Source organism: Novosphingobium sp. Leaf2, assembly GCF_001421325.1.
Lineage (GTDB): Bacteria > Pseudomonadota > Alphaproteobacteria > Sphingomonadales > Sphingomonadaceae > Novosphingobium.
In genome coordinates, this window is the sequence record NZ_LMJY01000012.1 from 482,989 (window position 1) to 505,536 (window position 22,548).

At 64.5% G+C, this 22,548-nt stretch carries 22 protein-coding genes; 8 read left to right on the top strand and 14 right to left on the bottom strand.

Features of this window, described 5'->3' with window-relative positions:
- Window positions 1-6 precede the first annotated feature (6 nt).
- The 6 genes from ASE49_RS08940 (at window position 7) to ASE49_RS08965 (ending at window position 2,926) form a co-directional block, all read left to right on the top strand.
- Window positions 7-189, top strand: coding sequence for a hypothetical protein (locus ASE49_RS08940; protein WP_056770679.1), 183 nt, complete (start codon window positions 7-9; stop codon window positions 187-189).
- Entirely contained in the window at window positions 189-791 is a 603-nt protein-coding gene (gene leuD, locus ASE49_RS08945; RefSeq protein WP_056770683.1) for a 3-isopropylmalate dehydratase small subunit, read from the top strand. Before ASE49_RS08940 ends, leuD begins: the two co-directional genes overlap by 1 nt.
- 97 nt (window positions 792-888) lie before the next feature.
- Window positions 889-1,206, top strand: coding sequence for a DUF1476 domain-containing protein (locus tag ASE49_RS08950; RefSeq protein ID WP_056770687.1), 318 nt, complete (start codon window positions 889-891; stop codon window positions 1,204-1,206).
- A gap of 11 nt (window positions 1,207-1,217) precedes the next feature.
- Window positions 1,218-1,451 carry a BolA/IbaG family iron-sulfur metabolism protein gene (locus ASE49_RS08955; protein ID WP_056770690.1) on the top strand — a complete coding sequence of 78 codons (234 nt, stop codon included), beginning with the start codon at window positions 1,218-1,220 and terminating at the stop codon, window positions 1,449-1,451.
- A gap of 30 nt (window positions 1,452-1,481) precedes the next feature.
- Entirely contained in the window at window positions 1,482-1,811 is a 330-nt protein-coding gene (grxD, locus tag ASE49_RS08960) for a Grx4 family monothiol glutaredoxin (RefSeq protein WP_056770694.1), read from the top strand.
- Window positions 1,812-2,158: 347 nt separating this feature from the next.
- Complete coding sequence (locus ASE49_RS08965; RefSeq protein WP_235522900.1) at window positions 2,159-2,926, top strand: NUDIX hydrolase; 768 nt, start codon at window positions 2,159-2,161, stop codon at window positions 2,924-2,926.
- Window positions 2,927-2,933: 7 nt separating this feature from the next.
- Here the strand turns inward: ASE49_RS08965 and ASE49_RS08970 are convergent, their stop codons facing one another.
- The 5 genes from ASE49_RS08970 to ASE49_RS08990 form a co-directional block, all read right to left on the bottom strand.
- On the bottom strand, window positions 2,934-3,248 hold the full coding sequence (locus tag ASE49_RS08970; protein WP_056770699.1) for a PilZ domain-containing protein: 315 nt from the start codon (window positions 3,246-3,248) through the stop codon (window positions 2,934-2,936).
- A gap of 32 nt (window positions 3,249-3,280) precedes the next feature.
- Window positions 3,281-4,591, bottom strand: a complete 1,311-nt coding sequence (locus tag ASE49_RS08975) for a sugar MFS transporter (protein WP_056770702.1) — start codon at window positions 4,589-4,591, stop codon at window positions 3,281-3,283.
- A 215-nt stretch (window positions 4,592-4,806) separates the two neighbouring features.
- Entirely contained in the window at window positions 4,807-5,184 is a 378-nt protein-coding gene (locus ASE49_RS08980; protein ID WP_056770707.1) for a hypothetical protein, read from the bottom strand.
- Between the two features lie 177 nt (window positions 5,185-5,361).
- A complete protein-coding gene (locus ASE49_RS08985; RefSeq protein ID WP_056770710.1) occupies window positions 5,362-7,827 on the bottom strand; it encodes a PhoX family protein in 2,466 nt (821 codons plus the stop codon).
- A gap of 154 nt (window positions 7,828-7,981) precedes the next feature.
- Window positions 7,982-8,734, bottom strand: a complete 753-nt coding sequence (locus tag ASE49_RS08990; RefSeq protein ID WP_056770714.1) for a Crp/Fnr family transcriptional regulator — start codon at window positions 8,732-8,734, stop codon at window positions 7,982-7,984.
- 225 nt (window positions 8,735-8,959) lie between these two features.
- On the opposite strand from ASE49_RS08990, the gene ASE49_RS08995 reads away from it, so the two are divergent.
- Window positions 8,960-9,562: a hypothetical protein gene (locus tag ASE49_RS08995; protein WP_056770717.1), complete on the top strand. Its 603-nt coding sequence runs from the start codon at window positions 8,960-8,962 to the stop codon at window positions 9,560-9,562.
- A complete protein-coding gene (locus ASE49_RS09000) occupies window positions 9,555-11,702 on the top strand; it encodes an HWE histidine kinase domain-containing protein (protein WP_082456368.1) in 2,148 nt (715 codons plus the stop codon). Before ASE49_RS08995 ends, ASE49_RS09000 begins: the two co-directional genes overlap by 8 nt.
- 137 nt (window positions 11,703-11,839) lie before the next feature.
- On the opposite strand, the gene ASE49_RS09005 is transcribed toward ASE49_RS09000, so the two are convergent.
- The 9 genes from ASE49_RS09005 to ASE49_RS09045 form a co-directional block, all read right to left on the bottom strand.
- Window positions 11,840-12,961 carry a M23 family metallopeptidase gene (locus ASE49_RS09005; protein ID WP_056770719.1) on the bottom strand — a complete coding sequence of 374 codons (1,122 nt, stop codon included), beginning with the start codon at window positions 12,959-12,961 and terminating at the stop codon, window positions 11,840-11,842.
- Window positions 12,962-13,290: 329 nt separating this feature from the next.
- Window positions 13,291-14,595, bottom strand: a complete 1,305-nt coding sequence (locus ASE49_RS09010) for an ABC transporter ATP-binding protein (protein WP_056770723.1) — start codon at window positions 14,593-14,595, stop codon at window positions 13,291-13,293.
- 29 nt (window positions 14,596-14,624) lie between these two features.
- Window positions 14,625-16,325 (bottom strand): ABC transporter permease, encoded by a 1,701-nt coding sequence (locus tag ASE49_RS09015; RefSeq protein ID WP_235522901.1) that lies wholly within the window; start codon window positions 16,323-16,325, stop codon window positions 14,625-14,627.
- Window positions 16,326-16,633: 308 nt separating this feature from the next.
- A complete protein-coding gene (locus tag ASE49_RS09020; protein ID WP_056770733.1) occupies window positions 16,634-17,305 on the bottom strand; it encodes a response regulator transcription factor in 672 nt (223 codons plus the stop codon).
- Window positions 17,302-18,423, bottom strand: coding sequence for a sensor histidine kinase (locus tag ASE49_RS09025; protein ID WP_156370224.1), 1,122 nt, complete (start codon window positions 18,421-18,423; stop codon window positions 17,302-17,304). Before ASE49_RS09025 ends, ASE49_RS09020 begins: the two co-directional genes overlap by 4 nt.
- Complete coding sequence (locus ASE49_RS09030) at window positions 18,420-19,622, bottom strand: DUF1501 domain-containing protein (protein WP_056770736.1); 1,203 nt, start codon at window positions 19,620-19,622, stop codon at window positions 18,420-18,422. Before ASE49_RS09030 ends, ASE49_RS09025 begins: the two co-directional genes overlap by 4 nt.
- A gap of 12 nt (window positions 19,623-19,634) precedes the next feature.
- Window positions 19,635-21,170, bottom strand: a complete 1,536-nt coding sequence (locus tag ASE49_RS09035; protein WP_082456370.1) for a DUF1800 domain-containing protein — start codon at window positions 21,168-21,170, stop codon at window positions 19,635-19,637.
- 98 nt (window positions 21,171-21,268) lie between these two features.
- On the bottom strand, window positions 21,269-21,895 hold the full coding sequence (locus ASE49_RS09040) for a glutathione S-transferase (RefSeq protein ID WP_056771059.1): 627 nt from the start codon (window positions 21,893-21,895) through the stop codon (window positions 21,269-21,271).
- Between the two features lie 81 nt (window positions 21,896-21,976).
- On the bottom strand, window positions 21,977-22,543 hold the full coding sequence (locus ASE49_RS09045; protein ID WP_082456371.1) for a VOC family protein: 567 nt from the start codon (window positions 22,541-22,543) through the stop codon (window positions 21,977-21,979).
- Between the last annotated feature and the right edge of the window lie 5 nt (window positions 22,544-22,548).

Sequence of the window (22,548 nt, forward strand, 5' to 3'; positions counted from 1 at the left end):
GAAACCATGTCCAAAGACTCGGAAAACTCGCTGGCGTCCAAAGCCGCCATTGCCGCCGGCGCCGCCATCGGCTCCGCCGCGGTTGCCGCCGCCGTGATGTTCGTCAAGCGTCGCAACGATCGCAAGGCCGCCGGACAGCAGCCCCCCGCTACCGGCACCGCACCCCACTATCCGCCCGAGACCGACTGATGCAGGCGATCGATCACGTTGCCGGCAAGGCGATCCCGTTCGGCCGCAAGAACGTCGACACCGACGTCATCATCCCGGCCCACTGGCTGAAGACGATCACGCGCGAAGGCCTGGGCCAGGGCGCGTTCGAAGCGCTGAAGGCAGAGCCGGGCAACGTCTTCACCGACCCGCGCTGGGCCGGCGCGCCGATCCTGATCGCCGGGGACAATTTCGGCTGCGGGTCCAGCCGCGAACATGCCGCCTGGGCCTTGCTCGACATGGGCATCACCTGCGTGATCGCCCCCAGCTTTTCGGACATCTTTTCCGGCAACGCCTTCAAGAACGGCATCCTCACCGTGGCGCTGCCGCAAGACGCGATCGACCGTCTGATGGAAGTGGCACAGCACCACCCGATCGACGTGGACCTCGATACGCAAACCGTGACCACGCCGTTCCAGGATCGCTTCACCTTCGAACTGGACGCTTTTCGCAAGCACTGCCTGCTCAATGGGCTGGACGAAGTAGGGCTGACGATGGCGCAGGGAGATGCGATCGCGGCGCACGAAGCCAGATCGCGTGAGGCTTTGCCGTTCCTGGCCCGCACGCCGGCCAGCGTGGCATAACGCGAATCGGGATTGAACCCCGGCCCCGCGCAGCCTATCGCCAGAACCCGAGCCCGGTCTTTGCTTTTGCGAGGCCTTTTCACATGCGAGGTGTCTGATGACAGGTTTCCAGGACCGCGAGCGTGCCGAAGCAGAGCAGTTCGCGCATGATGCCGACACGCTGTTTCGCATCCAGGCCCGCCGGAACCGCCTGCTGGGCGAATGGGCGGCGCAGCGCATGAAGCTGTCTCCGGCGGAAACCGAAGCCTATGCCAAGGGCGTCGTGCAGGCAGACTTCGAGGAAGCCGGCGACGAGGACGTAATCCGCAAGCTGATGGGTGACATTATCGCGGCGGGCGCGGACACGACCGAAGGCGAAGTGCGCCTGATGCTGGAAGCCAAACAGGTCGAAGCGCGCCGCCAGTTCCTGACGTAAGGATGTAAATCATGGGCATGTCTGCCATCGAAATCGAAACGCTGATCCGTGCCGCGCTGCCGGACGCACAAGTCACCATCACCGACCTTGCCGGTGATGGTGATCATTATGCTGCGCACGTTGAGTCTGCTGCCTTCGCAGGCAAGCCGCGCGTGGCCCAGCACAAGCTGGTCTACGAAGCACTGGGTGGCCGGATGGGCGGCGTGCTGCACGCCTTGCAACTCACCACCGCCGTCCCCAACTGATCAGCCTACAATTTGCCAAAGGTTTACGAGATGTCCGACGTCAACACCCGCATCGATAGCATTGTGAAAAGCAACGATGTCGTGCTGTTCATGAAGGGAACGCCGCTGTTCCCGCAGTGCGGCTTCTCCAGCCAGGCCATCGCGATCCTGGAACACGTGGGCGTGCCTTACGAAAGCGTGGACGTGTTGCAGGACATGGAGATCCGCCAGGGCATCAAGGCCTTTTCCGACTGGCCGACGATCCCCCAGCTGTACGTGAAGGGTGAGTTTGTGGGCGGCAGCGACATCATGATGGAAATGTACGAAGCGGGCGAACTGCACCAGTTGATGGCCGACAGCGGTATCGCTGCACAGGCCTGAAACCGTTCGATGAATTTGCGAAAGCCCGGGGGCCTGGCGCCTCGGGCTTTTTCGTGGCTGGCGGGGGAATACCCTTGCATGAATGTCCGGGGAGGCGGGACCGGGAGACTAAACCAGCCCCGCCTCTAGCAAGGACTGCTACGGGTACGGATTACTCTAAGCACGAGGCGTGCCAATACGCATTTTGCCGTGATTTGCGGGCATTCCTTGTCACCCACTGCTGGTTTCCCCGAGGTCAGGTGTAAACGATCCCGACACAACATGTGCCGGCGACGGCATTGCTACTTGCGGTATGCCCCCTTCCCGGCAAGACCATGATGATGATTACCGCACCATCAGACCAACCTATGCCGAAGGACGGCCCGGTCGTATCGCCCGCGGCCACCGTGGTGGTTATGCGCAATGCCCCCGGCGGCGGCCCTCCCGAACTGCTGATGGTGCAGCGCGCGCAAGCCATGCGCTTTGCCGGCGGTGCCACGGTATTTCCGGGCGGGCGCGTGGACCCTGCCGATTACGAGTTGGCGGAGCGTCTGGCACCGCAGCAGCCCCCGGAGCTTGCCGCCGCCCGCGTGGCGGCGATCCGGGAAACGCTTGAGGAAACCGGCCTGCTGATCGCCACGCACGACCCTGTCAGCGCGGCCGACGCTGCTGCCGCCCGGGCCCTGCTGCTGGGCAGCGGGCGGCTGGATACGGTGCTGGAACGCTATGGCTGGACGCTCGATCTGGATGCGCTGTGCCTCTTCGCGCACTGGTGTCCGGCCCTTCTGCCCCGCGCCTTCGACACGCGCTTTTTCCTGACCGACCTTGGCACCGGCGCGGTGGATCTGCAGGTGGATGGCACGGAAAATGCCCGGCTGTTCTGGGTCACCGCGGGCACGGCGCTGGACATGGCGGACCGGGGCGAGATTTCGGTGATATTCCCGACCCGCCGTAATCTGGAACGGCTGGCGCTGTATGAAAGCCATGCCCATGCGCTGGAGCAGATCGCCGCCTACCCCGTCGTGCGTATCCAGCCTGTGGTGCAAAGCCGGCCGGACGGCGACTGGTTGGTGTTTCCGGAAGGGCTTGGCTACCCGGTAACCGGTGAACGGGTGGACACCGCCAAACGCGGCTGATGCGCTTTCAGGCGCGGCGCTGGACGGCAAAAGCCGTGGCGATGTGGTCCAGCACCGGGCCATACAGCGGGCGATCGAATTCCACCCCAGCCAGATCGCGCGTTACCCACCGCACCACACCGGGCAGGCCTTCCATGCCCGTGGGGCGAATGATCAGCCGGGTACCTACCCGAAAATACAGCCCGTTCATACGCAGGCAGCACCCTTCAGCGGAAATGTCGGAAATCTGACCGTCATCGCGCATCCCGCTTTGCGTGCGGCACTGCACCGCCAAGGCAACCGGGCGGCGCATCGATCGACGGGCAAGAACGGGGCGGGTCATGCGAAACACAATACGCACGACCCGCTTAACAATCAGCTAAACACAGGCTCGTCAGCCACAGGGGGGGCCGGCTTGCGGGCGAATAGGCCGAACCCGGCAATCACCGCATAGCAGGCCGCCGGCAGGACCAGGGCCACCGCCAGATTGCCCCCTGCGGCATCGGCGATCGCGCCGGTCGCGAGCGGCACGATCGCACCGCCGCAGATCGCCACGTTGATGATGCCCGAACCGTCTGCCGCGCGCAGGCCCAGCCTTTCGCTCGCCAGGCTAAAGATGGTGGGGAACATGATCGAGTTCATCAGGCCGATCGCCAGCAGCGAATAGCCGGCGACATGCCCGGTGGTGGTGACGGACACGGCAATCAGCGCGATCGCGGCGCAGGCATTGAAGGCCAGCACAAGACCGGGGTTCAGCACGCGCAGCGCCGCCGACCCGATGAAGCGGCCGATCATGGCGCCCAGCCAGTAGACGAAGATGAGGTGCCCGGCAGACTGTTCTGCCAGCGCCATGACGCGCGGCTGCATGAGGTAGCTGACGATCAGCGACCCGATCGACACTTCCGCGCCGACATACAGGAAAATGCACAAGGCGCCGTAGCCAAACCGTGGGCGCTTGAGCAGGCTGAATCCGGCAAAGCCCTTGCTATCGGCATGGGTCTGCTCGGGCAGGCGATTGCGGAACATCCACACGGCGGCGGCAACCAGCGCCAGCGCAACGGCAATGCCCAGATACCCGTAAACGATCGCCTGGCTCTCCGCGCTGCGGTACGCATCGAGCGCGGCGCCGGACAAGTCCTTGGCGGATACCTTGCTGAGACTACCCAGGATCAGCGCCGACCCGGCAATTGGGAAAAGCGTGGTGCCCAGCGAGTTGAACGCCTGCGCGAAAGTGAGGCGCGAGCTGGTCGTCTCCGGCTTGCCCAGCAGGCTGATCAGCGGATTAGACACGACCTGCACAATCACCACGCCGGCGGCCAGCACGAAATACGCGGCAAGGAACAGCCAGTACGTGGCAGTCTGCGAGGCCGGGATGAACGCGAGGCACCCCGCGATCATGACGATGAGGCCGATCGCGGCGCCGCGCATGTAGCCGACCTTGCGCACCAGCATGGCACCGGGGATGCCGATCAGCGCATAAGCGGCGAAGAAGCAGAACTGCACCAGCATCGCCTGCGTGTAGGTGAGTGTGAACAATTCCTTTAGCTTGGGAATGATCACGTCGTTCAGGCTGGTGATGCCACCGAAGATGAAGAACAGCCCCATCACGAAGTAGCGCAGTTCGGGTGCGTCGACATATCCGCCGGGCGCGGTGTCGGTGCCGCTTTTGTCCATCATGACGGCCATGGCCGTGGGTTCTCCGAAGGCTGAAGGTATGAGCCACCGTCTTTGCGCGGTTTGGCCGCTCACGGCAAGCCGCCATGAGGGTGTTGCCACCAGCCGGAGAGGTCTGGCGATTGGTCCTTTTATGCAAGGCTCAACTTGCGGGCCGTTTCAGCACGACGACCTGGGTTGGTAAAGGCGGGCCGGATGCAAGCCCGCTTTCCCGAATGCCAATTGCCTCAGCGGTGGCCGCGATGGCTGCCCGGTCCGCCGCGCCCGCCGCCGAACTGGGGCATGTGCATGCCCTGCTGCGGACGGAACTGGCCGCGCATCGGCTGGTAGCGGTTCTGCCCCATAGGTGCCTGACGCATGAAGTGGTTGCGATCCGCACGACGGAAGCGACGATCGCCATCGCGGTTGCGATAGTAGAAATAATTGTCGCGGCCCCAGTAGCCATCGTAAATGGGCCCGTAGAACCCATCGTAATAGCCATCGTACGCGTAGGGCGTGCCCCAACCGACTGACGAGTAGCCGTATCCGCCATACCCGTCGGTTGCGCAGGCGCTGAGGGACAATGTTGTGCCGGCCAATGCCAGCGCCAGGATTTTCACGTTCATGGGGCACACCTTTCAGGGCGGGCGACCCGACATGGCCGCTCATGTTGAAAGATGGAACGCGTGCATTTGCAACCGGTTCCGGGCGGCACTTTGCGGTATACCTAAGAAAGGGCGACACCGCGCGGCGCCGCCCCTTCCCCTGATCATCCGCCCTGACGGGCCGCCATGACTACCGGCTCACAAGCCGATCACGCCGCCATCGTCCTTGGTGATCGCGATCAGCGCGGAGCGCGGGCGCACGGTAGCGCCGGGCGTTCCAGTCTGGCTGTAGGGCCAATGGCTGGTCGGCGCGGAATACGTACCGCCCTCGCCCGGATGCTGGATACCCACGAACAGCGTGCGACCATCGGGCGTCATGTCGATGCCGGTGATCTCGCAATCCACTGGCCCAACGAGGAACCGGCGCAAGTTGGCAGCCGTAGCCTTGGCGCCTGCGATGGTAGCCTGCGTGCGGGTGCCGCCATTGGTGTTGGTGATCGTCACCGCGCCGCCGTCTCCCACTTTGCCGGGGATCGCCGCCAGCAGCATGCAGTTGGTGCGATCGGTCAGCGCGCCATCGTCCGTCTCGATCCACAGCAGCGGATTGACCTGGCCCGACGGGCTGGTCGAGCGCGAGAAGTACAGGCCATCCGGGCTGGAAAAGTCGTTCGCGACCGTAAGGCCCGAAATGTTGACGTTCACCGGATCGGCATCGGTGGCATCGGCGCCGAACAGGTAGATGTCCCACTTGAACGTGGTGGCGCTGGTGGTGTCGCCATCTTCACGCAGGCGGATGATGTGGCCGTTGGGGTTTCCGGTCTGCGCCGTGTTCGCGGTGCCCTTGGGGTCGTTGTACGAACGGGGATTGGCCGCATCGGTGCCGGTAAGCGGGCGCGAGGCGTTGTTCGAGTTGGTGAGGGTGAGGTAGATTTCCCCGGTCACCGGATTGCCCGCCGTCCATTCCGGGCGATCCATCGGCGTTGCTCCCAGCGCGTCCGCCGCGAACCGAGTGTTGACGCAGATGTCGGCCTGGCTCTCGAACGTGTAGGCGGGATACGATCCGCTGGCCGCGCGCGTCGGCACCGAACCGTAGACCAGCGGCAGCCAGGTGCCGGTGCCGTCCGCATTAAAGCGCGCGACATACAGCGTGCCGGCATCCAGGTACTTGTCTCCCATGGCCAGACGATCGCTGGCATTGGCGTCGGCAGCGTTCCAGGTGGTGGCGGACATGAACTTGTAGAGATACTCGCCGCGCGAATCGTCGCCCATGTACAGGCCCACCTTCTGGCCGGTGGCGATGCGCACGAACGCGCCCTCATGGCCGAAACGACCCAGCGCGGTGCGCTTGCGCGGGGTGGAAGCGGGGTTGTACGGATCGATCTCTACCACCCAGCCGAACTGATTGGGCTCGTACCGGAAATCGTCCTTCGCCGCCGCGCCGCTGATCGTGGCGTTCCAGCGGGTGAAGCGCGTGTCGGTGGACGATGCGGTAGACCAGCCATAGCTTCCGGTGCGGCTGGTCACGCCGTTGCGCTGGAGCGAAGCGAGTTCGCGCGGCGTACGCTTGGCATCGTCAGCGGCATCGCGGCGGAAATACCCGGCGTAGTTTTCCTCGCACGTCAGGTTCGTGCTCCAGCCGGTGATGCCATTGGCGCAGTTGTTGATGGTGCCCCGGCCGGTTTTGCCGTCAGCGCCGTAGGCGGTGACGAGATAGGCCGAGCCTGCCGCCGGGCCAGTGAACACCATTGGCGTGTTGGGGGTGATGCGGCGGTTGAAGCTGCTGTTCTGGACATAGCTCCACTTGCGGTCACCGCTGTCGACGTATTCGACCACGGACACGCCGTGCGCTTCGATTTCCTTAAGCGCTTCGGCCTGCGGACGCGCGCCGCCCACGGTGGTGGGGCCGGCGGGATGCAGATAGGTCTGGGTGATGTTCTCATGGTTTTCGACCATCAGGCCGCGCGTCGAACTGTTCACATCGGGCGCGCCGGCAGCGGACAGACCGAAGAAATGGAGCGCATCGTGATGGTCGCCCACCCGCTGGTCGAAGCCGGTGTCAGTGCCATCGTTCGCGTACGCCGAAACGGACGCGGCGAGCGGATCGCCAAGGCGCGTCATGACGGTGACCGAATAGCCAGAGGGCACGGCAACCACATCGGCCAAGCTGTGCGCAACGGCGGTGAAGCCCAGTACCGCGGGCGAGACGCGCACCGTGGTGGTGGCGGTACGAACGTCACCGGCCACTGACTTGGCGCTGAAGGTAAACACAAGGTCGGTTGCCGCAGAAACAGCCGGCGCGATGAAAGTGACGGTGCTGCCCGAGCCGGTCAGCGTGACCGAAGGCCCGCTGGACTGGGCCCAACCGGTGATAAAGCCAGCATAGCCGTTGTCCGGGCTGCCCGTCAGCGTAACGACGCGGCCCGCGCTGGTAGCCACGCTGGCCCCGGCGGATACGCTTACGCTCGAACCGTTGGCATCATCGCCGCACGCCGCGATCAGGCTGGTGCCCATCACTGCCATCGTAGTGGCGCCAGCGCCGCGGAACATCGCCTGACGGCGCGAGTAGCGCTCGGCAGCAAGGCTTTCCAGCGTCGGCTGGATCGAGTCGTTGGTATCGGTGCCGCCGTCTGTATACGCCGCAGCCGCGTGGGAAAGATCTGTCATGGTAGCCCCCTTCGTTAGTCGCGGGACCGACAGCTAGGGATGCTTCATGACAGCAAAACGCAGGTTTGAAGGCGGTTCGATGGCGCTTTTCTGACGTGGATCTGACGGTGCGCTGTTCCGCCGCCGGTTTGCTGCGGGCGGGCCGGCGCTACAATCAGTTGCCTTGGGGATAGACCTCGCCGAGCACCTTGCGGAAATGCTCCTCGACCTGGGAATTGCACACGCACGCGCGCTCGCGCAGACCGGCCTTGTCCAGCACCTCGATGCCGCCGCGCCGCGTGCGCACCATGCCGTCACGTTTGAAGCGTTGCAGCACCCGGCTGGCATAGCTGCGGCCGATGCCCATCATCGAGGCCAGCTGTTCCTGTGTCATCGTCACGTCGTTGCGGCCGATCCGCTCCACGGCCGACGCCAGCCATTTCGCCGCGCGCTGCTCGATCGTATGCACCGCGTTGCAGGCGATCGACTGAAAAACCTGGGCCATCATGCAATCGGCATAGCGGGTGAACAAATGGGCAATCGCGGTAGAACGGCTTTTCGCGTCCTCAAGGTCGCGCATGGTGATGCGCATGAACACGCCCTCGTGCAGCACATTGGCGCGCGCATACGCCGGAAGCGAGCCGTGGCTTACAATCCCGCCAAGCGCGCCTTCGCGACCGACCAGAATGGTTTCCACCGCCGTGCCATCTTCCATTTCGACAAAATAGGAACACATCGCGCCATCGGTGGGAAAATAACAGTAGTCTACCGTATCACCAGGGTGGTAGATGATCTCTCCGGCCTTAAGCGTACATTCGCTCAGACGCGGTTCCAGCAACGCCAGATCGTCCAGCCGCAACGCGGAAAGAAGGTCGCTTCCGGCGATCGACCTGCGAGAGGCCGGCGTGGCGTGCGGGATACTGCTCATATTCGGTCCTTGGCACCTGCGGCCCGCCTTAAGGTGCCGCCGGGTAACAAAACATCGCTCGGCAGAAGCGGTTCCCCCGCAGTTTAGGCCAAAAGTGCACAGACGCCGGAATTGGATGACGCTATTGTGTTACTACGGAACAGTCTGGACGAATCCGCGTTTTGAAAAGGCGCCACAGCCGGATCGTTCAGCCATCGCCTGCGGGCATTTTTGCGGTACATATCAATGCAAGCCGAAGCCGAAACCGCCCACACAGACCTGCTCTCGGCGCTGCGGGAATCGACCGGCGCATCGCATGAGCGGCTCGATGTGTCGTTCGGCCGTCTGGACTTGTCGACGCGAGAGGGGTTGATCGGGTTCCTGTCCGCCCACTTCATGGGCCTGAACCGACTGTTCGAGACAGTCTGCGCATTTATAGAAGGTGCGCTTGGTCTACCTTGCCCGGATTACCCTGCCATGCTGCGCGGCGATCTGCGGCAACTTGGTATCGATGCGGATGCGTTACCTGTAATCACGCCGCCAATGCCGCTCGATTCCGCGCGCCCCGGCATCGCGGCCGGCGTGGGTTATGTGGTGTGCGGCTCTCGGCTTGGCTTGGCCATGTTGCGCCACAACGGATACTGGGGCGAGGATCATGGCTTTCGCTCAGCCTACATGAGCGACACGCAAGGGCAGGAAGCCTGGAAAGCCCTGGTGCCATTGTTCAAGCAGGGCGGGCATTCGCCTGACGACATCGCGGCAGCGCGCATGGCCGCATTGGCCGCGTTCGAAACCTTTGCCAGCGCCGTAGCGGCTGTTTCGGAGGCGAAGCAGAACGCGCATGGCTGACGACGCCCGGCCCGTTGACTTGTCCACCTGCGATGCGGAACCGATCCACACGATCGGCCGGATCCAGAGCTTTGGCTGGCTGCTGTCGTTTTCCAGCGACTGGGTGGTCAACCATGCGTCGCTGAACTGCGATGCGCTGTTCGGCATCGAGGCGCGCGAACTGGTGGGCATGCGCGCGCCGCAAATTCTGTCGCCCGATGCCATCCACGAAATTCGCACCCGCCTGCAGATCGTCGGGCCCGGCGGCGCGGTAGAGCGGTTGTTCGCGTTCGATCTGCTGGGCGATGGCCGCACCTTCGATATCGCCGTCCACGCATCGGGTCGCTCCTTCGTGATCGAGGTGGAGCCGCACGCATCCGGCAAGCGGCAGGACACCATCTCGCACATCCGCCCGATGATCGAACGGTTGCGCCAGTGTGGCACGATCGAGAAGCTGTGTTCCAGCGCCGCACGCAACTTGCGCGCCCTTACCGGCTTCGACCGGGTGATGGTGTACCGCTTCGATGCGGACGGATCGGGCGAAGTGCTGGCCGAAAGCCTGAACGGCGCGGTGGACAGTTTCAAGGGGCTGCATTTCCCCGCCTCGGACATTCCCGCGCAAGCCCGGAGGCTCTACGCGCGCAATCTGCTGCGCATCATCAGCGACGTGGGCGAGCCCACCGTCCCGATCTATCCGGACAATACGCCGGGAGGTGAGCAGCTGGACCTGAGCATGTCCGGCCTGCGCGCGGTATCTCCGATCCATATCGAATACTTGCGCAACATGGGCGTGCAGGCCTCGATGTCGGTGTCGATCATGCGCCGGGGCAAGCTGTGGGGGCTGATGGCCTGCCACCATTATGCGCCGCTGGTGCTGTCCTATTCGGTCAGGACGGCGGCTGAGTTGTTCGGCGAATTCTTCGCGTACCTGCTCGAACAGAAGGAAGCGGATTTCCTGCTTGAGCGGCAGGCGCTGTCGATGCGGGTGCATGACGAGATCATGGCCGGCATGGTAGGCAGCGGATCGCTGCTGGATACGTTCGACGATTTTGCCCGGTCCATCGCCAAGGTCATCGCGTTCGATGGCATTGCGGGGCGGGTGGATGGCCGCTTCGTGTCGCAAGGCGCGGCGCCGGACGAGGCGCAGTTCGGCGCCCTCACTCACTTTCTGGACGCGCAAGGCAACGGGGCAATCCTGGCGGCGGACAGCATCGCCGCACTCTATCCGCCCGCCGGGGACTGGATCGACAAGGCCGCCGGCATGTTGGTCCTCCCCGTCAGCCGCACGCCGGGAGACTATATCGTGCTGTTCCGGCATGAGGCGACGCGCGACGTCAATTGGGCGGGCAATCCCGATAAGAAGATCGAGCCCGGCCCGCTCGGCCCGCGCCTGACGCCGCGCAAAAGCTTCGACATCTGGAAAGAAGAGCGGCGCGGCCATGCCAAGGCGTGGAGCCCGGACGAAGTGGCGGCGGCAGAATTGCTGCGGGTGACGCTGCTCGAAGTGGTGCTGAAACTGTCAGATGCGGTCAATGTGGAGCGCGAACGGGCCAGTCAGCAGCAGGACGTACTGGTCGCGCAGCTCAACCACCGCGTGCGCAACATCCTGAACCTGATCCGTGGTCTGGTGATGCAAGGCAAGGACAGCGCACGCACGATTGACGAGTTTGCCGACATCGTGGGCAGCCGCATCCATGCCCTGGCCCGCGCGCATGATCAGGTCACCCGGGTGGGCGGGTCGCCGGCATCGCCGCACGACCTGATCCGCACCGAGGCCGACGCCTATTCCGGCGACACCCGCGATCGGGTGGTGTTGACCGGGTATGACGCTACGATCACGCCTGGTGCCTTCACCGCGCTGGCGCTGGTAATCCACGAACTGATGACCAACGCGTGCAAGTACGGCGCGCTGTCGGGCCCGCGTGGTCAGGTCGTGGTCGATGTCGCACGCACGGATGAGGGTGGTCTGAGGATCGACTGGCGAGAGGAAGGTGGGGCGCCCATGCAGCCCCCATCGAATCGCGGCTTGGGTGCCGCGATCATCGAACGCACGGTGCCCGACGAACTGGGCGGCACCGCGTCGGTAGAGTTTCCGGTGGAGGGTCTGCGTGCTCGGTTCCTGATCCCGCCTTGTCATGTGGCCGCGCCCGAAGCACCCTGACCTTTGAGGCCGAGAATCTTCCGCGTGGCGTCGGCTTTGTCATCGGCGTCGCGCTGATCGGGGCGAACCTTTGCGCGGAAACCAGCGAGGCGATACGCCCTGCAAGATCGCGGTATCGCTCCATTTTCGCGATGGTTTCATCCGGCGAAACGGACGATGTCGCCATCCAGCGGTAGCCCCAGCGATACCGTGTCCGTCTTCTTCGAGCGCCAATCAACCGGGCGAGCCGGGTCAAGCATGTCGTTGATCGATCCGTGGCCGATCCGGGCGAAGCTATCGATGACATAGGACAGTCCCTCCGACTGCTCGAACCGGGCACTGTCGCTGAGATGGAAATGTAGGTGAGGCGCACCCGCCGCGCCGGTCTGACCAAGGCGGCCGATGACCGTTCCCCGCTTTACCCGCTGCCCAATCCGCATGGTGACGGAGCCGTTGCGTAGGTGCGCATAATGAGCGTAGACGTTTGGGCCGATCTTCAGCACGACGAAATTGCCGTACAGCGTCCGGCTCGTAAGATCGTCGGGAGAAGCCACCGGTGCCAGCGGTTTCCCGTTGGGCACGCCATCCCTCGCATCCACGACGACGCCATCTGCCACCGCGAGAACGTCCTGGTTATACCCGAACCAGTCCTCATCCGTGGTTGCGGACGGCATCGGTCGTGCCTCGCTGAACGCATGGCCGCGATCGTCGATCAAGAACCAGTCAATCGCGAAACGCTGCGGAATGGTCAGCTTGCCGTCGATGGCGGTGATGCCGCCCCAGTGGTGTGACAGGTGGTTCCCCGGCCCCTCGGCTGCGAGCCAAGGGCCTGCCCGAAGCGGAGGGGCGATCACGATAGGTTTAACGGCTGAAACGGGAATACGCACATTACGAGCGATTTGAACCACACCGTGGGCGGTCGTGAACGTCAGTTCGTGCCGAAGGGCAGTCGCGTCTCGCGGTGCGGCCAAGCGCAGCCACAGGAACAACGTCCTGGTCGTGCCTGCGGCGATCGGCACCCCATCTGTTGCATCGCCATCGTCACCGGTTTGAACGATAACCCCGGCAAGTGCCCGACCTTCCAGGGTCATCAGCGGGCGCGGGTCCGATCCTTGCCAGACCTGCAGCTTGGTCAATCGCAAAAGATCGCTTCCGGCCTGAAAACTGGTGATCCGCAATTCGTAAGCGACATGCAAGGCGCCATCGCTTCCCCGAGTGGGGCGAGGCGTGTTCAGCGCCCTGATCTCCACCTGCGCCTGATGCACAACCGGAGGCAGCACTGCGGCTCGCGGCGCAGTGCCCTCGGCGAACGCCGGGGCACCGGCGAGGAGGCAGGCAGCCGATCCGGCGATGCTGACGACTGTTGTGCATCCGAACGCTGTGAGACGGCTTGTCCGTTGAAATCCACGACGCATCATGCCCCCTCCCGATCGGCTAGCTTGCCATACCAAGTTTACGTGCACCTTTGCCTAGACCTGCGCCGTGCTTCCGCGAAAATCGGCCTGCTCTGCACCCGAGGTCATGACTTGAACGGGCCGAGATGGAACATAACCGGAAAGGCCAATTACGGCCAATAGCTTGCCGCCCCGGCCACCCTGCATTTGCCCACCTAAGCCGGATCGTCCAAGCTGAACTGGTCGGCGTCTTCGTGATAGGCGAAGATTTCGGCGTAGCGGCCCCAGTGGGTGACGGCGGTGAGGGTCGCGCTGGCGTAATCGGGGGACATGTGGTCCTCCAGCTCGTCGCGGAAACGGCGGGCCGGGGCGACGTGGCTGGGACGCTCGTCCAGAATGCGGCGAATGTGCTGGGCGAGCGGCACGTGCGCCAGCAGCGCCTGCGCGAACAGGGCCTTGCGCTCGTCCACCGTGTGCTGCGCGAACTGGCGGGCGGCCGGGGTCAGCGCGATGTCAGCGCCCTTCAACTCGGCAAAGCGCATAAGTTGCAGGGTTTCGGCAATGGGAAAAAGCTCGTCCACCTCCAGCTGCAGCTGGTCGGCAAGGTCGGCCATGCTGGCGCGGCCATCGAACGGCGCGCCGTCCACCTCTTCGATCAGGCCCGCCAGCGCATTGGTGGAAACGACCGGCAGGACCATCGCGATTCCGGTGCCGGGAAACAGCCCCTCGTTGACCGGATTCGATGGCGCGCGCGCCGTCATGCGCGCATAAATGTCGTCCACCAGCGCGCGAAAGGCCGGGTCCAGGCGATCACGCGGCTGGGGCAGCTCCACCGTGATTTCGGCGGCTACCCGACCGGGGTTGGACGAAAACACCAGGATGCGGTCGCACATCAGCACCGCTTCCTCGATGTTGTGGGTGACGATCAGGATCGACTTGATCGGCATGCGCCCTTCGCACCACAAGTCCAGCAGGTCGGTGCGCAGCGTTTCCGCCGTCAGCACGTCCAGCGCCGAGAACGGCTCGTCCATAAGCAACAGCGCGGGGTCAACCACGATGGCGCGGGCCAGCCCCACGCGCTGGCGCATCCCGCCCGACAGTTCCTTGGGATACGCGTTCTCGAACCCGTCCAGCCCGATCAGGTCGATCGCCGCCAGCGCGCGGGTGCGGCGCTCCTCGACCGGCACGCGCTGTGCTTCGAGGCCCAGTTCCACGTTCTGCAGCACCGTGAGCCACGGGAACAGCGCGAAGGTCTGGAACACCATGCTGACGCTGGGGCGCTGGCCAGCAGCGTCGGCGATGAAGCGGATATCGCCCTCATCGGGGCGGAGCAGCCCGGCGATGGAGCGCAGGAGCGTGGACTTGCCCGAGCCCGAGCGTCCCAGCAGCCCGACGATCTCGTTTTCGCGCAAGGTCAGATCGACATTGTCGAGCACGAGCATCTGGCCCTGCCCCTTGCCGTAATGATGGCGCACGCCGGACAATTCCAGAAGCGTGCGGGTTGCTGCGTGGGTAGCCATGAGCAAAGGCTCCTTTCAGGTCGGAAGGATCAGGCGAGCCGCAGGCGGCGTTCGGCAAAGGCGTAAAGCGGCCGCCACAACAGGCGGTTGAAAGCGATGACGAAGATCGACATGACGGCGATGCCCAGCGCCACGCGGGGATAATCGCCCGCTGCAGTCGCCTTGGCGATGTAGCTGCCCAGCCCCGCTGCCTCCAGCCGCGCATTCCCCCATGATACCGCTTCGGCCACGATGCTGGCGTTCCACGATCCGCCCGATGCGGTCAGCGCGCCGGTAACGTAATACGGGAAGACGCCGGGCAGCGCGACCTGGCGCCACCATTGCCATCCCTTCACGCCGAACATGCCAGCCGCTTCCCGCAAGTCGGTGGGAATGGCGCTGGCGCCGGCGATTACGTTGAACAGGATATACCACTGGGTGCCCAGGATCATCAGCGGCGAAAGCCAGATGCCGGGGCTCAGCTTCCAGTGCACGATGGCGATCACTGCGAAAGGGAACAGGACGTTGGCTGGAAACGCCGCCAGAAATTGCGCGATCGGTTGCAGCCGCTCCGCCCATTTGGGGCGCAGGCCGATCCATACGCCGATCGGTACCCACACCAGACTGGCCAGTGCGATCAGCACGATCACCCGCAGCATCGTCAACCCCGCCAGACCGAACGCGGTCACCGCATCGCCCGGCGTCAAGTGGCGGGAAACGTAGCCCACGATGGTCCAGGCCGCCCAAGCCAGCGCGGCGGCCACCGCTAGGCTCCAGAGCGCGTTGCCCAACGTGCCGGGGCCGCGATCGGCTTTTGCGGCCAGTCCGGCTGGGCGGCCTCGATCGAGCGTCAGCAGCAGCCGGCCCGCAGCCGTGAACGGCACCAGCAGCAGCGGCAGCAGGCGCGTGCGGCGAAACAGGTCGAACGCCCAGGAGCGTGGCCGTTCGGTGCTGGCGGTCTGCTCGAAACGAAAGCGATCGGCCCATGCCACCACCGGGCGAAATACCAGCTGATCGTACAACACGATCACCACCGCCATAGCGCCGACCGCCCAGCCGATGGCGACGAAATCCTCACGCGCGATCGCCAGCGCCAGCCACGAGCCGATGCCCGGCAGCGTCACCGTGGTGTTGCCCACCGTGATCGCTTCTGACGCGACGACGAAGAACCAGCCGCCCGACATCGACATCATCATGTTCCACACCAGCGCGGGGGTGGCGAACGGCAGGTCCAGCCGCAGGAAGCGGCGCACCGGTGAAAGACCAAAGCCGCGCGACACTTCGTCCAGGTCCGACGGGACCGAGCGCAGCGACTGGTAGAAGCTGAACGCCATGTTCCATGCCTGGCTGGTGAAGATGGCGAACACCGCCGCCAGTTCCACGCCCAGGATGCGTCCGGGAAACAGGCCCATGAAGAACGTGACGGTGAAGGTCAGAAAGCCCAGGATCGGCACGGATTGCAGGATGTCGAGCGCGGGCACGATGATCTGGCCGGCCCGCTTGCTGCGCGCGGCCAACGTGGCGACCACCAGCGTGAAGGCGAGCGAGGCGAACAGCGCGGCGAACATGCGCAGCGTGGTGCGCAGCGCGTAATACGGCAGCATCGCCGGATCGAGCGTCACCGCCTCCACCCGCAGGCGTGACAGCGGCTCCGCCATCCCCTCCGCGCCGCGCACGACCAGCATCGCCAGCCCCGCCAACAGCACGAAGGCAATAGCGTCGGCCCGGTTGGGAGCGGTAAGGCGCAGCATGCGTGAAAAAGGCCGCATGCCCCGCGAGATCGGGATCATTTTTTGCACGTCTCACCTTAACGCAGCGCCATCGGCAACCACTGTGAGACAAGACCGCCGGGGATCAGGCTCGGCGCGTGGCCGCCAATGACTGGGACAATCGACTACTGTCGCTTGGCATTGATTGTGGGCTTTCCTGGCTGCCGCACCCGGTGCGGACGGGCGGGCCGATGCCCCCCACGCCATGCGATGTCAACGCGCAGCGGAAGGGCGATACCAATGTATCGTGGTATGGGTCTGACGGATTTGCGAAGACGTGCCCCGTATTTTTACCGGACCGGCGCATCCTCAAGCGCGGGCACGTCCTCGATCTGCGCGGCGATGGAATCGTACATGCGCACCAGTTGCGGCAGCGAGGTGGCGCCCATCTTGAGCATCACCTGGCGGCGGCGCACCTTGACGGTGATCTCGCTGACCTCAAGGAACCCTGCCACCTGCTTGTTGAGCAGCCCCTTCACCACCAGCGCCATCACGGCCCGTTCACCTGCGTTAAGGGTGCTATAGCGCGCCAGTAACGCCGCGATTTCGCATTCGAACGCGCGCCGCAGCCGATCGCGACCGATGCCGTCGTGAATTGCATCCAGCAGCGCCTGATCGTCGAACGGCTTGGTCAGAAACTCGACCGCCCCGTCCTTCATCGCGCGCACCGACATCGGCACGTCCCCGTGCCCGGTGATGAAGATTACCGGCAGACCGATGCCCAGGCCCGTCATCTCGCGCTGGAAATCGAGCCCGCTCTGGCCCGGCATGCGAACGTCGAGCACCAGGCAGCCCGGTGCCTCGGGCTCATCGCTATCTAGAAAGGCCTGGGTCGAGGGGTAGGATCGCGCCTCCAGCCCGACCGATGCCAGCAGGTCTTCCACCGCAGCACGCACGGATGCGTCGTCATCGATGATCCGCACGACGGGGGGCACTTCGTGAGATTCGGTTTCGTCGGTCATGATTTCGCTCGCACAGGTAGACTGACAGTGACTTCCAATCCGCACGGCTCCGGCAGCGCCACGTTCATCGCGCCGCCGTGCGCCTCGACAATCGTCCGGCAAATCGCCAGACCCATGCCGGTGCCGCCGTCTTTGGTGGTCCAGAAGGCATCGAACAGCAGGGGAAGATCCTGCTCTGGAACACCTATGCCTTCATCCTTTACGCGCAGATGAACCATGCCACGCGCAACCCCCGTAGACAGCGTAATCACGCGCCGCGCGGGCGGGAGGCCAGCGCTGGCTTCGATCGCGTTGAGGATCAGGTTGCCCAGCACTTGCTGCAACTGGATACGGTCGCCCAGGATCATCGGCAGATCGGGCGCAAGGTCGGTGCGCACCACCGTGCCGTGGCGCGCCATTTCCCCCTGCGCGAGCGCAAGCGCATCCAGCACGACAGCGTTCAGCGCCGTTTTCGTCTTGCGCGGTCCCTTGCCCCGCACCTGCTGGCGTATCCGCCCGACGATGCCGCTGGCCCGGTTCGCATCCTCGACGATGCGGGTTGCCGCCAGCCGTGCGCGATCCAGATTGGGCGGATCGGCGCCCAGCCACCGCAGGCACGCATTACCGCTGGTGGCGATGGCGGACAGCGGCTGGTTCACTTCATGGGCGATGGACGCCGCAAGCTCGCCCAGGCTGTTTACGCGCGCGATGCGTATCAACTGCGCACGCGTTTCGTATGCGGCGCTTTCAGCGGAGACCACTCTGAGCGCCAGCCACGTGGTGATGGCGATCGCGGCGATGCTGATGCCCGAATTGATCACGCCGGCTTCTTGCGATCCCGTGCGCGTCAGCGTTGCGCTGAAAACCGTCAGGACCATGCACACGACGGCAAGCCGGATGACTTCGCGACGGCTGAACATGCCCACCGCGATAAGAATCACCATGATGTAGAACACCGGGGTCGCTATTTCGAGATCGGTGCCCGTGTCGATAGCGAAAACGATTGCCGTAAGCACAGTCACGATGGCGACCTTGCCGATCCGGCCACGGCGCAGGGCGGCAAAGACCCGTCTGGCGCGCGCCGCCTTGGCTGATTTGCGCTGGGTCACGATGTGCAAAGCCGCCAGACCAAAAGTCACACCAGTTCCAGCCCGACCGGCGGCGCACCGGGAAACACGTTTGCAAGCCGGTCGGCGCCAAGCCCGAACTGGGCCTGCACAACCCCGCCGATAAGGCCGCGATAATCCGTGAGGACCGGCAGGTCGCGGTTCTGGTTCAGCTTTTGGGCCGACAGGCGCACCTGCGGGCCTGCCATGCGGCCCCCGCGCACGTTCCCGCCCATCACCCAATACACGCTGCCGTGCCCGTGATCGGTACCCTTGTCCCCGTTCTCGCGGAACGTGCGGCCAAATTCGGAGACGACGATCACCGTCGTGTCGCGCCACGCCGCGGGGCCGATTTCCTCCACGAAGCCGGCAAGGCCGCGCCCCAGCTCGCCGATGCGGCCCGCAAGATAGCCTTGCGCCCCGCCCTGATTGACATGGGTGTCCCATCCCCCCACGTCCACGAAGGCGAGATTGTAATGATCGCGCATCAAGGTGCCGATGCGCCGGGCAGACAGTTCAAAGCCCTTGGCTGTCACCGCGCCGCGGCTTGCCTGCGTCATCTCGTCGGCCAACGATTTGAAAACGGTTTCGCGAGTCGCAAACCCTTGCGCCACCGATTGCGACAACCGGGCATCGCGGCCTTCGTACATCGCCTGGATCAGCTTTGCGGAATGGGGATCGATCGAGGATTTAAGCGTGCCAGTCAGCGCGATGTTAGGGATCGCCTGCCGCGTCGACCCTTGGAAACACAGCGGCACCTGATCCGAAAAGGCGATCGGCTGATCAGACCCCAGCGCTTGGGACAGGCGCGCCATGAACCCGGACCGGAAATCGCGCTGTCCGCCGATCGGCTGGCCCAGTTCGATGGTGTCCTGCGTTTCGAAATGGCTGCGGGTCATGTCGTCCGTGCCGGCAAACGGCACGAAGGCGATCTGCCGGGCCTTCCACAAGGGATAGATGCTGTCCTTGAGCGCGGGGTGCAAACCCCAGTCCCCCTCCAGTGGCAGCGCGGCGTTCGGGTTCGCCGGATCGGGCTTTGCCAGCCCGATCGTCGGACGCGCTTCGTGATAGAAGTCGGCGCCCACCGGGGCGACGATGTTCGCCGCATCGTACGCGCCGCGCAGGAACACCACCAGCAGCCGCGCGCTCGCAGCGGGGGCCGCAAAGGCGCGCCCGGCGATCACCATCGGGGCCATGGCGGCGGCAGCTTTCAGCAGATCTCGACGGTCCACGATACCTCTCCTTCAGCGATGCATGAATTCCGGGGACGACAAATAAAGCGTGTTCCACTCCTGCGGGGTTTTCGCCTGCGCCAGCACATGGGCGGTCGCCGGGCTCAACTGCTGCTGCAAAGACCCGAAAAACAGCGCGCTTTGAATCTGCGGAAACGCGGGCTGCTCCGGCATCTCAGGGTCGCGCGGCTTGAACAGGCCTGCCGAGCCGCTGCCAACGGATTGCGCAATTTCGAACCGCGTTTCCATCTGGCCGGGGCCCGACCATGCCGCCGGCGCCAAGGCATATCCGTCAGGCGTTTCGTGATTGTACAACCCCTCGCCCATGCGTTTGAGCCAGTTCGCCAGCGGATCGGTGTTGACGATCACGCGGTCGCCATAGGCCAGCCGCACCGCCGATACCGCGTAATGCACCGGGTCCTTGAAGGCCTTGCCCAGGGACGCCTTGAACTCTGCCGAGCGGAACAGCGTGCGCAGCACGGCGGCAATATCGCCGTCGCTGTGGCAAAAGGTGGTCGCCATCTTGTCCACCAGTGCGGGCGGCGGCGTATCGCCGATGAAATAGGCGGCGATCTTTTCGGATACGTGGTGCGCGGTGGCGGGCGATGCGGCGATCAGGTCCAGCGCCTGCTCAACCTCGTCGAAACCGCTGCCCTTGATGGTGTGGCCCAAGAACGTCTTGGTACCGAAATCATGGCGGGCCGGATTGAATTCGAACAGGCCCGCGCGGATATACAGCGGCTGCAACTGCGGCTTCATCTTCGGCGCATCGGGCTTGATGTCCACCCCCACCCCGGTCAGGATGCGCGCGAGTTCCTGCACATCCTTCTGGGTATAGCCGGAACCCACCCCCATGGTGTGAAGCTCCATGATCTCGCGCGCGTAATTCTCGTTGATGCGGTTGGCGGCGTTCTGGTCATTATCCAGATAGCGCAGCATCGCGGGGTGGCGCAGCGTGGCCTCCAGCAGATCGCGAAAGCGGCCCAGCGCGTGCGGCCGGATGGCCTGATCCTCGTAATCGCCCACCATCGCGCGAATGTCGCGCTTTTGCGCGTGGACGTTGAAGTGGTTGAACCAGAACCACGTCATCTGTTCACGCAAGCCGTCTGGCGCGTAAAGATCGCGCAGCAGCGAACGCGATTGCGCTTCCCGGTCCAGATCCGCCAAGGCCTTGAAATATGCCGTATGCGCTGCCTTTTTCGCCTCGGGATCGATGAGCGCCTTGGCCGCGCGGTTTTGCGCATCCACTTCCACTACCAGTTGCGCCATCGGTTCGCGGGTGATGCGCATGGCATCCACTTGCGCCTGCGCCGCCGGGGGCAATGCTGCAGTCTCGGCGCGCAACTGCTGTTCGACGAACCGCGATGCGCCGCCTGCCGCAAGATCGCGCACGCCCTGCGCATTCACGCCCCAGGTCATCCGATCAAGCAACTGGATGTCCGCGGCGGACGGGTCAGCGCGGGCCGGCGCTGCGGTCAGCACCGAGCAGAGCACCAGCGCTACCCCGCCGTGCCGTAAAACAGAAGGTAAGCTGGCAATCATGACCATGTGTCCGCCTCGCCGGACGTGTCGTCCAATATGGCGAAAGTATCCCGGGTCAGATTAACCGTCGAGAAATGGTGGACACGCAGATGTCCCCGCTCAACTCAGCCCCCGATGATGACGTCGGGTGTGTGCGGAGACCACGGCGGCACGCGCAGCATGATCGCACCAAACAACCCCGATGCCAGGTAGGCCGAAAGCCACGCCTTGAGCCTGGGCAGCGGCTCGGCGTCAAACCAGCCCCGGTCCACGGCAGCGAACTGACGCACGAACGGGATGATCGCCGCGTCGATAAGGCCGCGCTCGTTACCGCCCAAATAGGCGCTGGCGCATAGCGTATGTTCCAGTCGCTGCAGAAAGTTCAGCCCGGCATCGCGGTGCGCGGCTGCGTCCACGCCGTGGCGGTCGGGATATTTGTAGCGGTCAAGGCCGTGCTTGAACGGGCCGTCGTTGTCGGCGATCAGCGCCGGATCGTCGCGATCCAGCCAGCGTTCCGGATCGTGCTGCGCCAACGCATGGCGCATGATGTCGATGCTCTGATCAATCACGCGCCCATCGGGCAGCACCAGCACCGGCACGGTGCCCTTGGGCGAGGCCGCCAGCATCGCCTCTGGCTTGGCCGAAAGCTTCACCTCGCGCAATTCATACCGCTTGCCGCTGATCGCCAACGCCAGCCTGGCCCGCATGGCATACGGGCAGCGGCGAAAACTGTAGAGGATCGGCAGCGGCACGAAAAAGGCCTTTACGTCAGGAAGCTGCCGCCGCGTGCCATTGCGCTGCCTGACGCGCAAGAGCGCAAGGCCCTGCGCGCGTCAGCTTTCCGCCGCGATCTTTTCGTGCAGCCAGGCGGCATGGCGCGGCGCCTTGCGGGTGCGCGCCCATTCCTCCAGCATGTCGTCAGCCACCGCGCGCAAGCTAGCCATCTGATCGATGGTGCCGAATTGCCAGGCCAGTTCGAGGCGGTGGCCGTTGGGATCGAAGAAATAGATCGACTTGAACACCCCGTGGTGCGTTGGTCCGATCACGGCGAGGCCAGCCGCCTCGGCCCGCGCCTTGGCGGCCACCAGCGCCTCCTCGCTATCGACCTTGAAGGCGATGTGCTGCACCCATGCCGGGGTTGCCTCGTCGCGGCCCATCGCCGGCGCGTTGGGCAGTTCGAAAAAGGCCAGCACGTTGCCGCCGCCGCAATCGAGGAACACGTGCATGTACGGATCCGGCGCGCCGGTGGAAGGCACTTTATCCTCCGCGATGGCCAGCATGAAATCCATGCCCAGCACATCGCGGTAGAACGTCACCGTCTCGTGCGCATCGTGGCAGCGGTACGCCACGTGGTGGATCCCACCCAGCGCCGGTGCGGGCATAATGGTGGTCTGCGTCATCACAT

Excerpts from the sequence above, each read along its gene's own strand:
- ASE49_RS09045 (WP_082456371.1), bottom strand. The coding sequence starts at position 22,543 with ATGACGCAGACCACCATTATGCCCGCACCGGCGCTGGGTGGGATCCAC.
- ASE49_RS09035 (WP_082456370.1), bottom strand. The coding sequence starts at position 21,170 with ATGGTCATGATTGCCAGCTTACCTTCTGTTTTACGGCACGGCGGGGTA.
- ASE49_RS08980 (WP_056770707.1), bottom strand. The coding sequence starts at position 5,184 with ATGAACGTGAAAATCCTGGCGCTGGCATTGGCCGGCACAACATTGTCC.
- grxD (WP_056770694.1), top strand. The coding sequence starts at position 1,482 with ATGTCCGACGTCAACACCCGCATCGATAGCATTGTGAAAAGCAACGAT.
- ASE49_RS08990 (WP_056770714.1), bottom strand. The coding sequence starts at position 8,734 with ATGAGCAGTATCCCGCACGCCACGCCGGCCTCTCGCAGGTCGATCGCC.
- ASE49_RS09010 (WP_056770723.1), bottom strand. The coding sequence starts at position 14,595 with ATGGCTACCCACGCAGCAACCCGCACGCTTCTGGAATTGTCCGGCGTG.
- ASE49_RS08955 (WP_056770690.1), top strand. The coding sequence starts at position 1,218 with ATGGGCATGTCTGCCATCGAAATCGAAACGCTGATCCGTGCCGCGCTG.
- ASE49_RS08940 (WP_056770679.1), top strand. The coding sequence starts at position 7 with ATGTCCAAAGACTCGGAAAACTCGCTGGCGTCCAAAGCCGCCATTGCC.
- ASE49_RS09015 (WP_235522901.1), bottom strand. The coding sequence starts at position 16,325 with ATGCTGCGCCTTACCGCTCCCAACCGGGCCGACGCTATTGCCTTCGTG.
- ASE49_RS08970 (WP_056770699.1), bottom strand. The coding sequence starts at position 3,248 with ATGACCCGCCCCGTTCTTGCCCGTCGATCGATGCGCCGCCCGGTTGCC.
- ASE49_RS08985 (WP_056770710.1), bottom strand. The coding sequence starts at position 7,827 with ATGACAGATCTTTCCCACGCGGCTGCGGCGTATACAGACGGCGGCACC.
- ASE49_RS08995 (WP_056770717.1), top strand. The coding sequence starts at position 8,960 with ATGCAAGCCGAAGCCGAAACCGCCCACACAGACCTGCTCTCGGCGCTG.
- ASE49_RS09020 (WP_056770733.1), bottom strand. The coding sequence starts at position 17,305 with ATGACCGACGAAACCGAATCTCACGAAGTGCCCCCCGTCGTGCGGATC.
- leuD (WP_056770683.1), top strand. The coding sequence starts at position 189 with ATGCAGGCGATCGATCACGTTGCCGGCAAGGCGATCCCGTTCGGCCGC.
- ASE49_RS08975 (WP_056770702.1), bottom strand. The coding sequence starts at position 4,591 with ATGGCCGTCATGATGGACAAAAGCGGCACCGACACCGCGCCCGGCGGA.
- ASE49_RS09000 (WP_082456368.1), top strand. The coding sequence starts at position 9,555 with ATGGCTGACGACGCCCGGCCCGTTGACTTGTCCACCTGCGATGCGGAA.
- ASE49_RS08950 (WP_056770687.1), top strand. The coding sequence starts at position 889 with ATGACAGGTTTCCAGGACCGCGAGCGTGCCGAAGCAGAGCAGTTCGCG.
- ASE49_RS08965 (WP_235522900.1), top strand. The coding sequence starts at position 2,159 with ATGCCGAAGGACGGCCCGGTCGTATCGCCCGCGGCCACCGTGGTGGTT.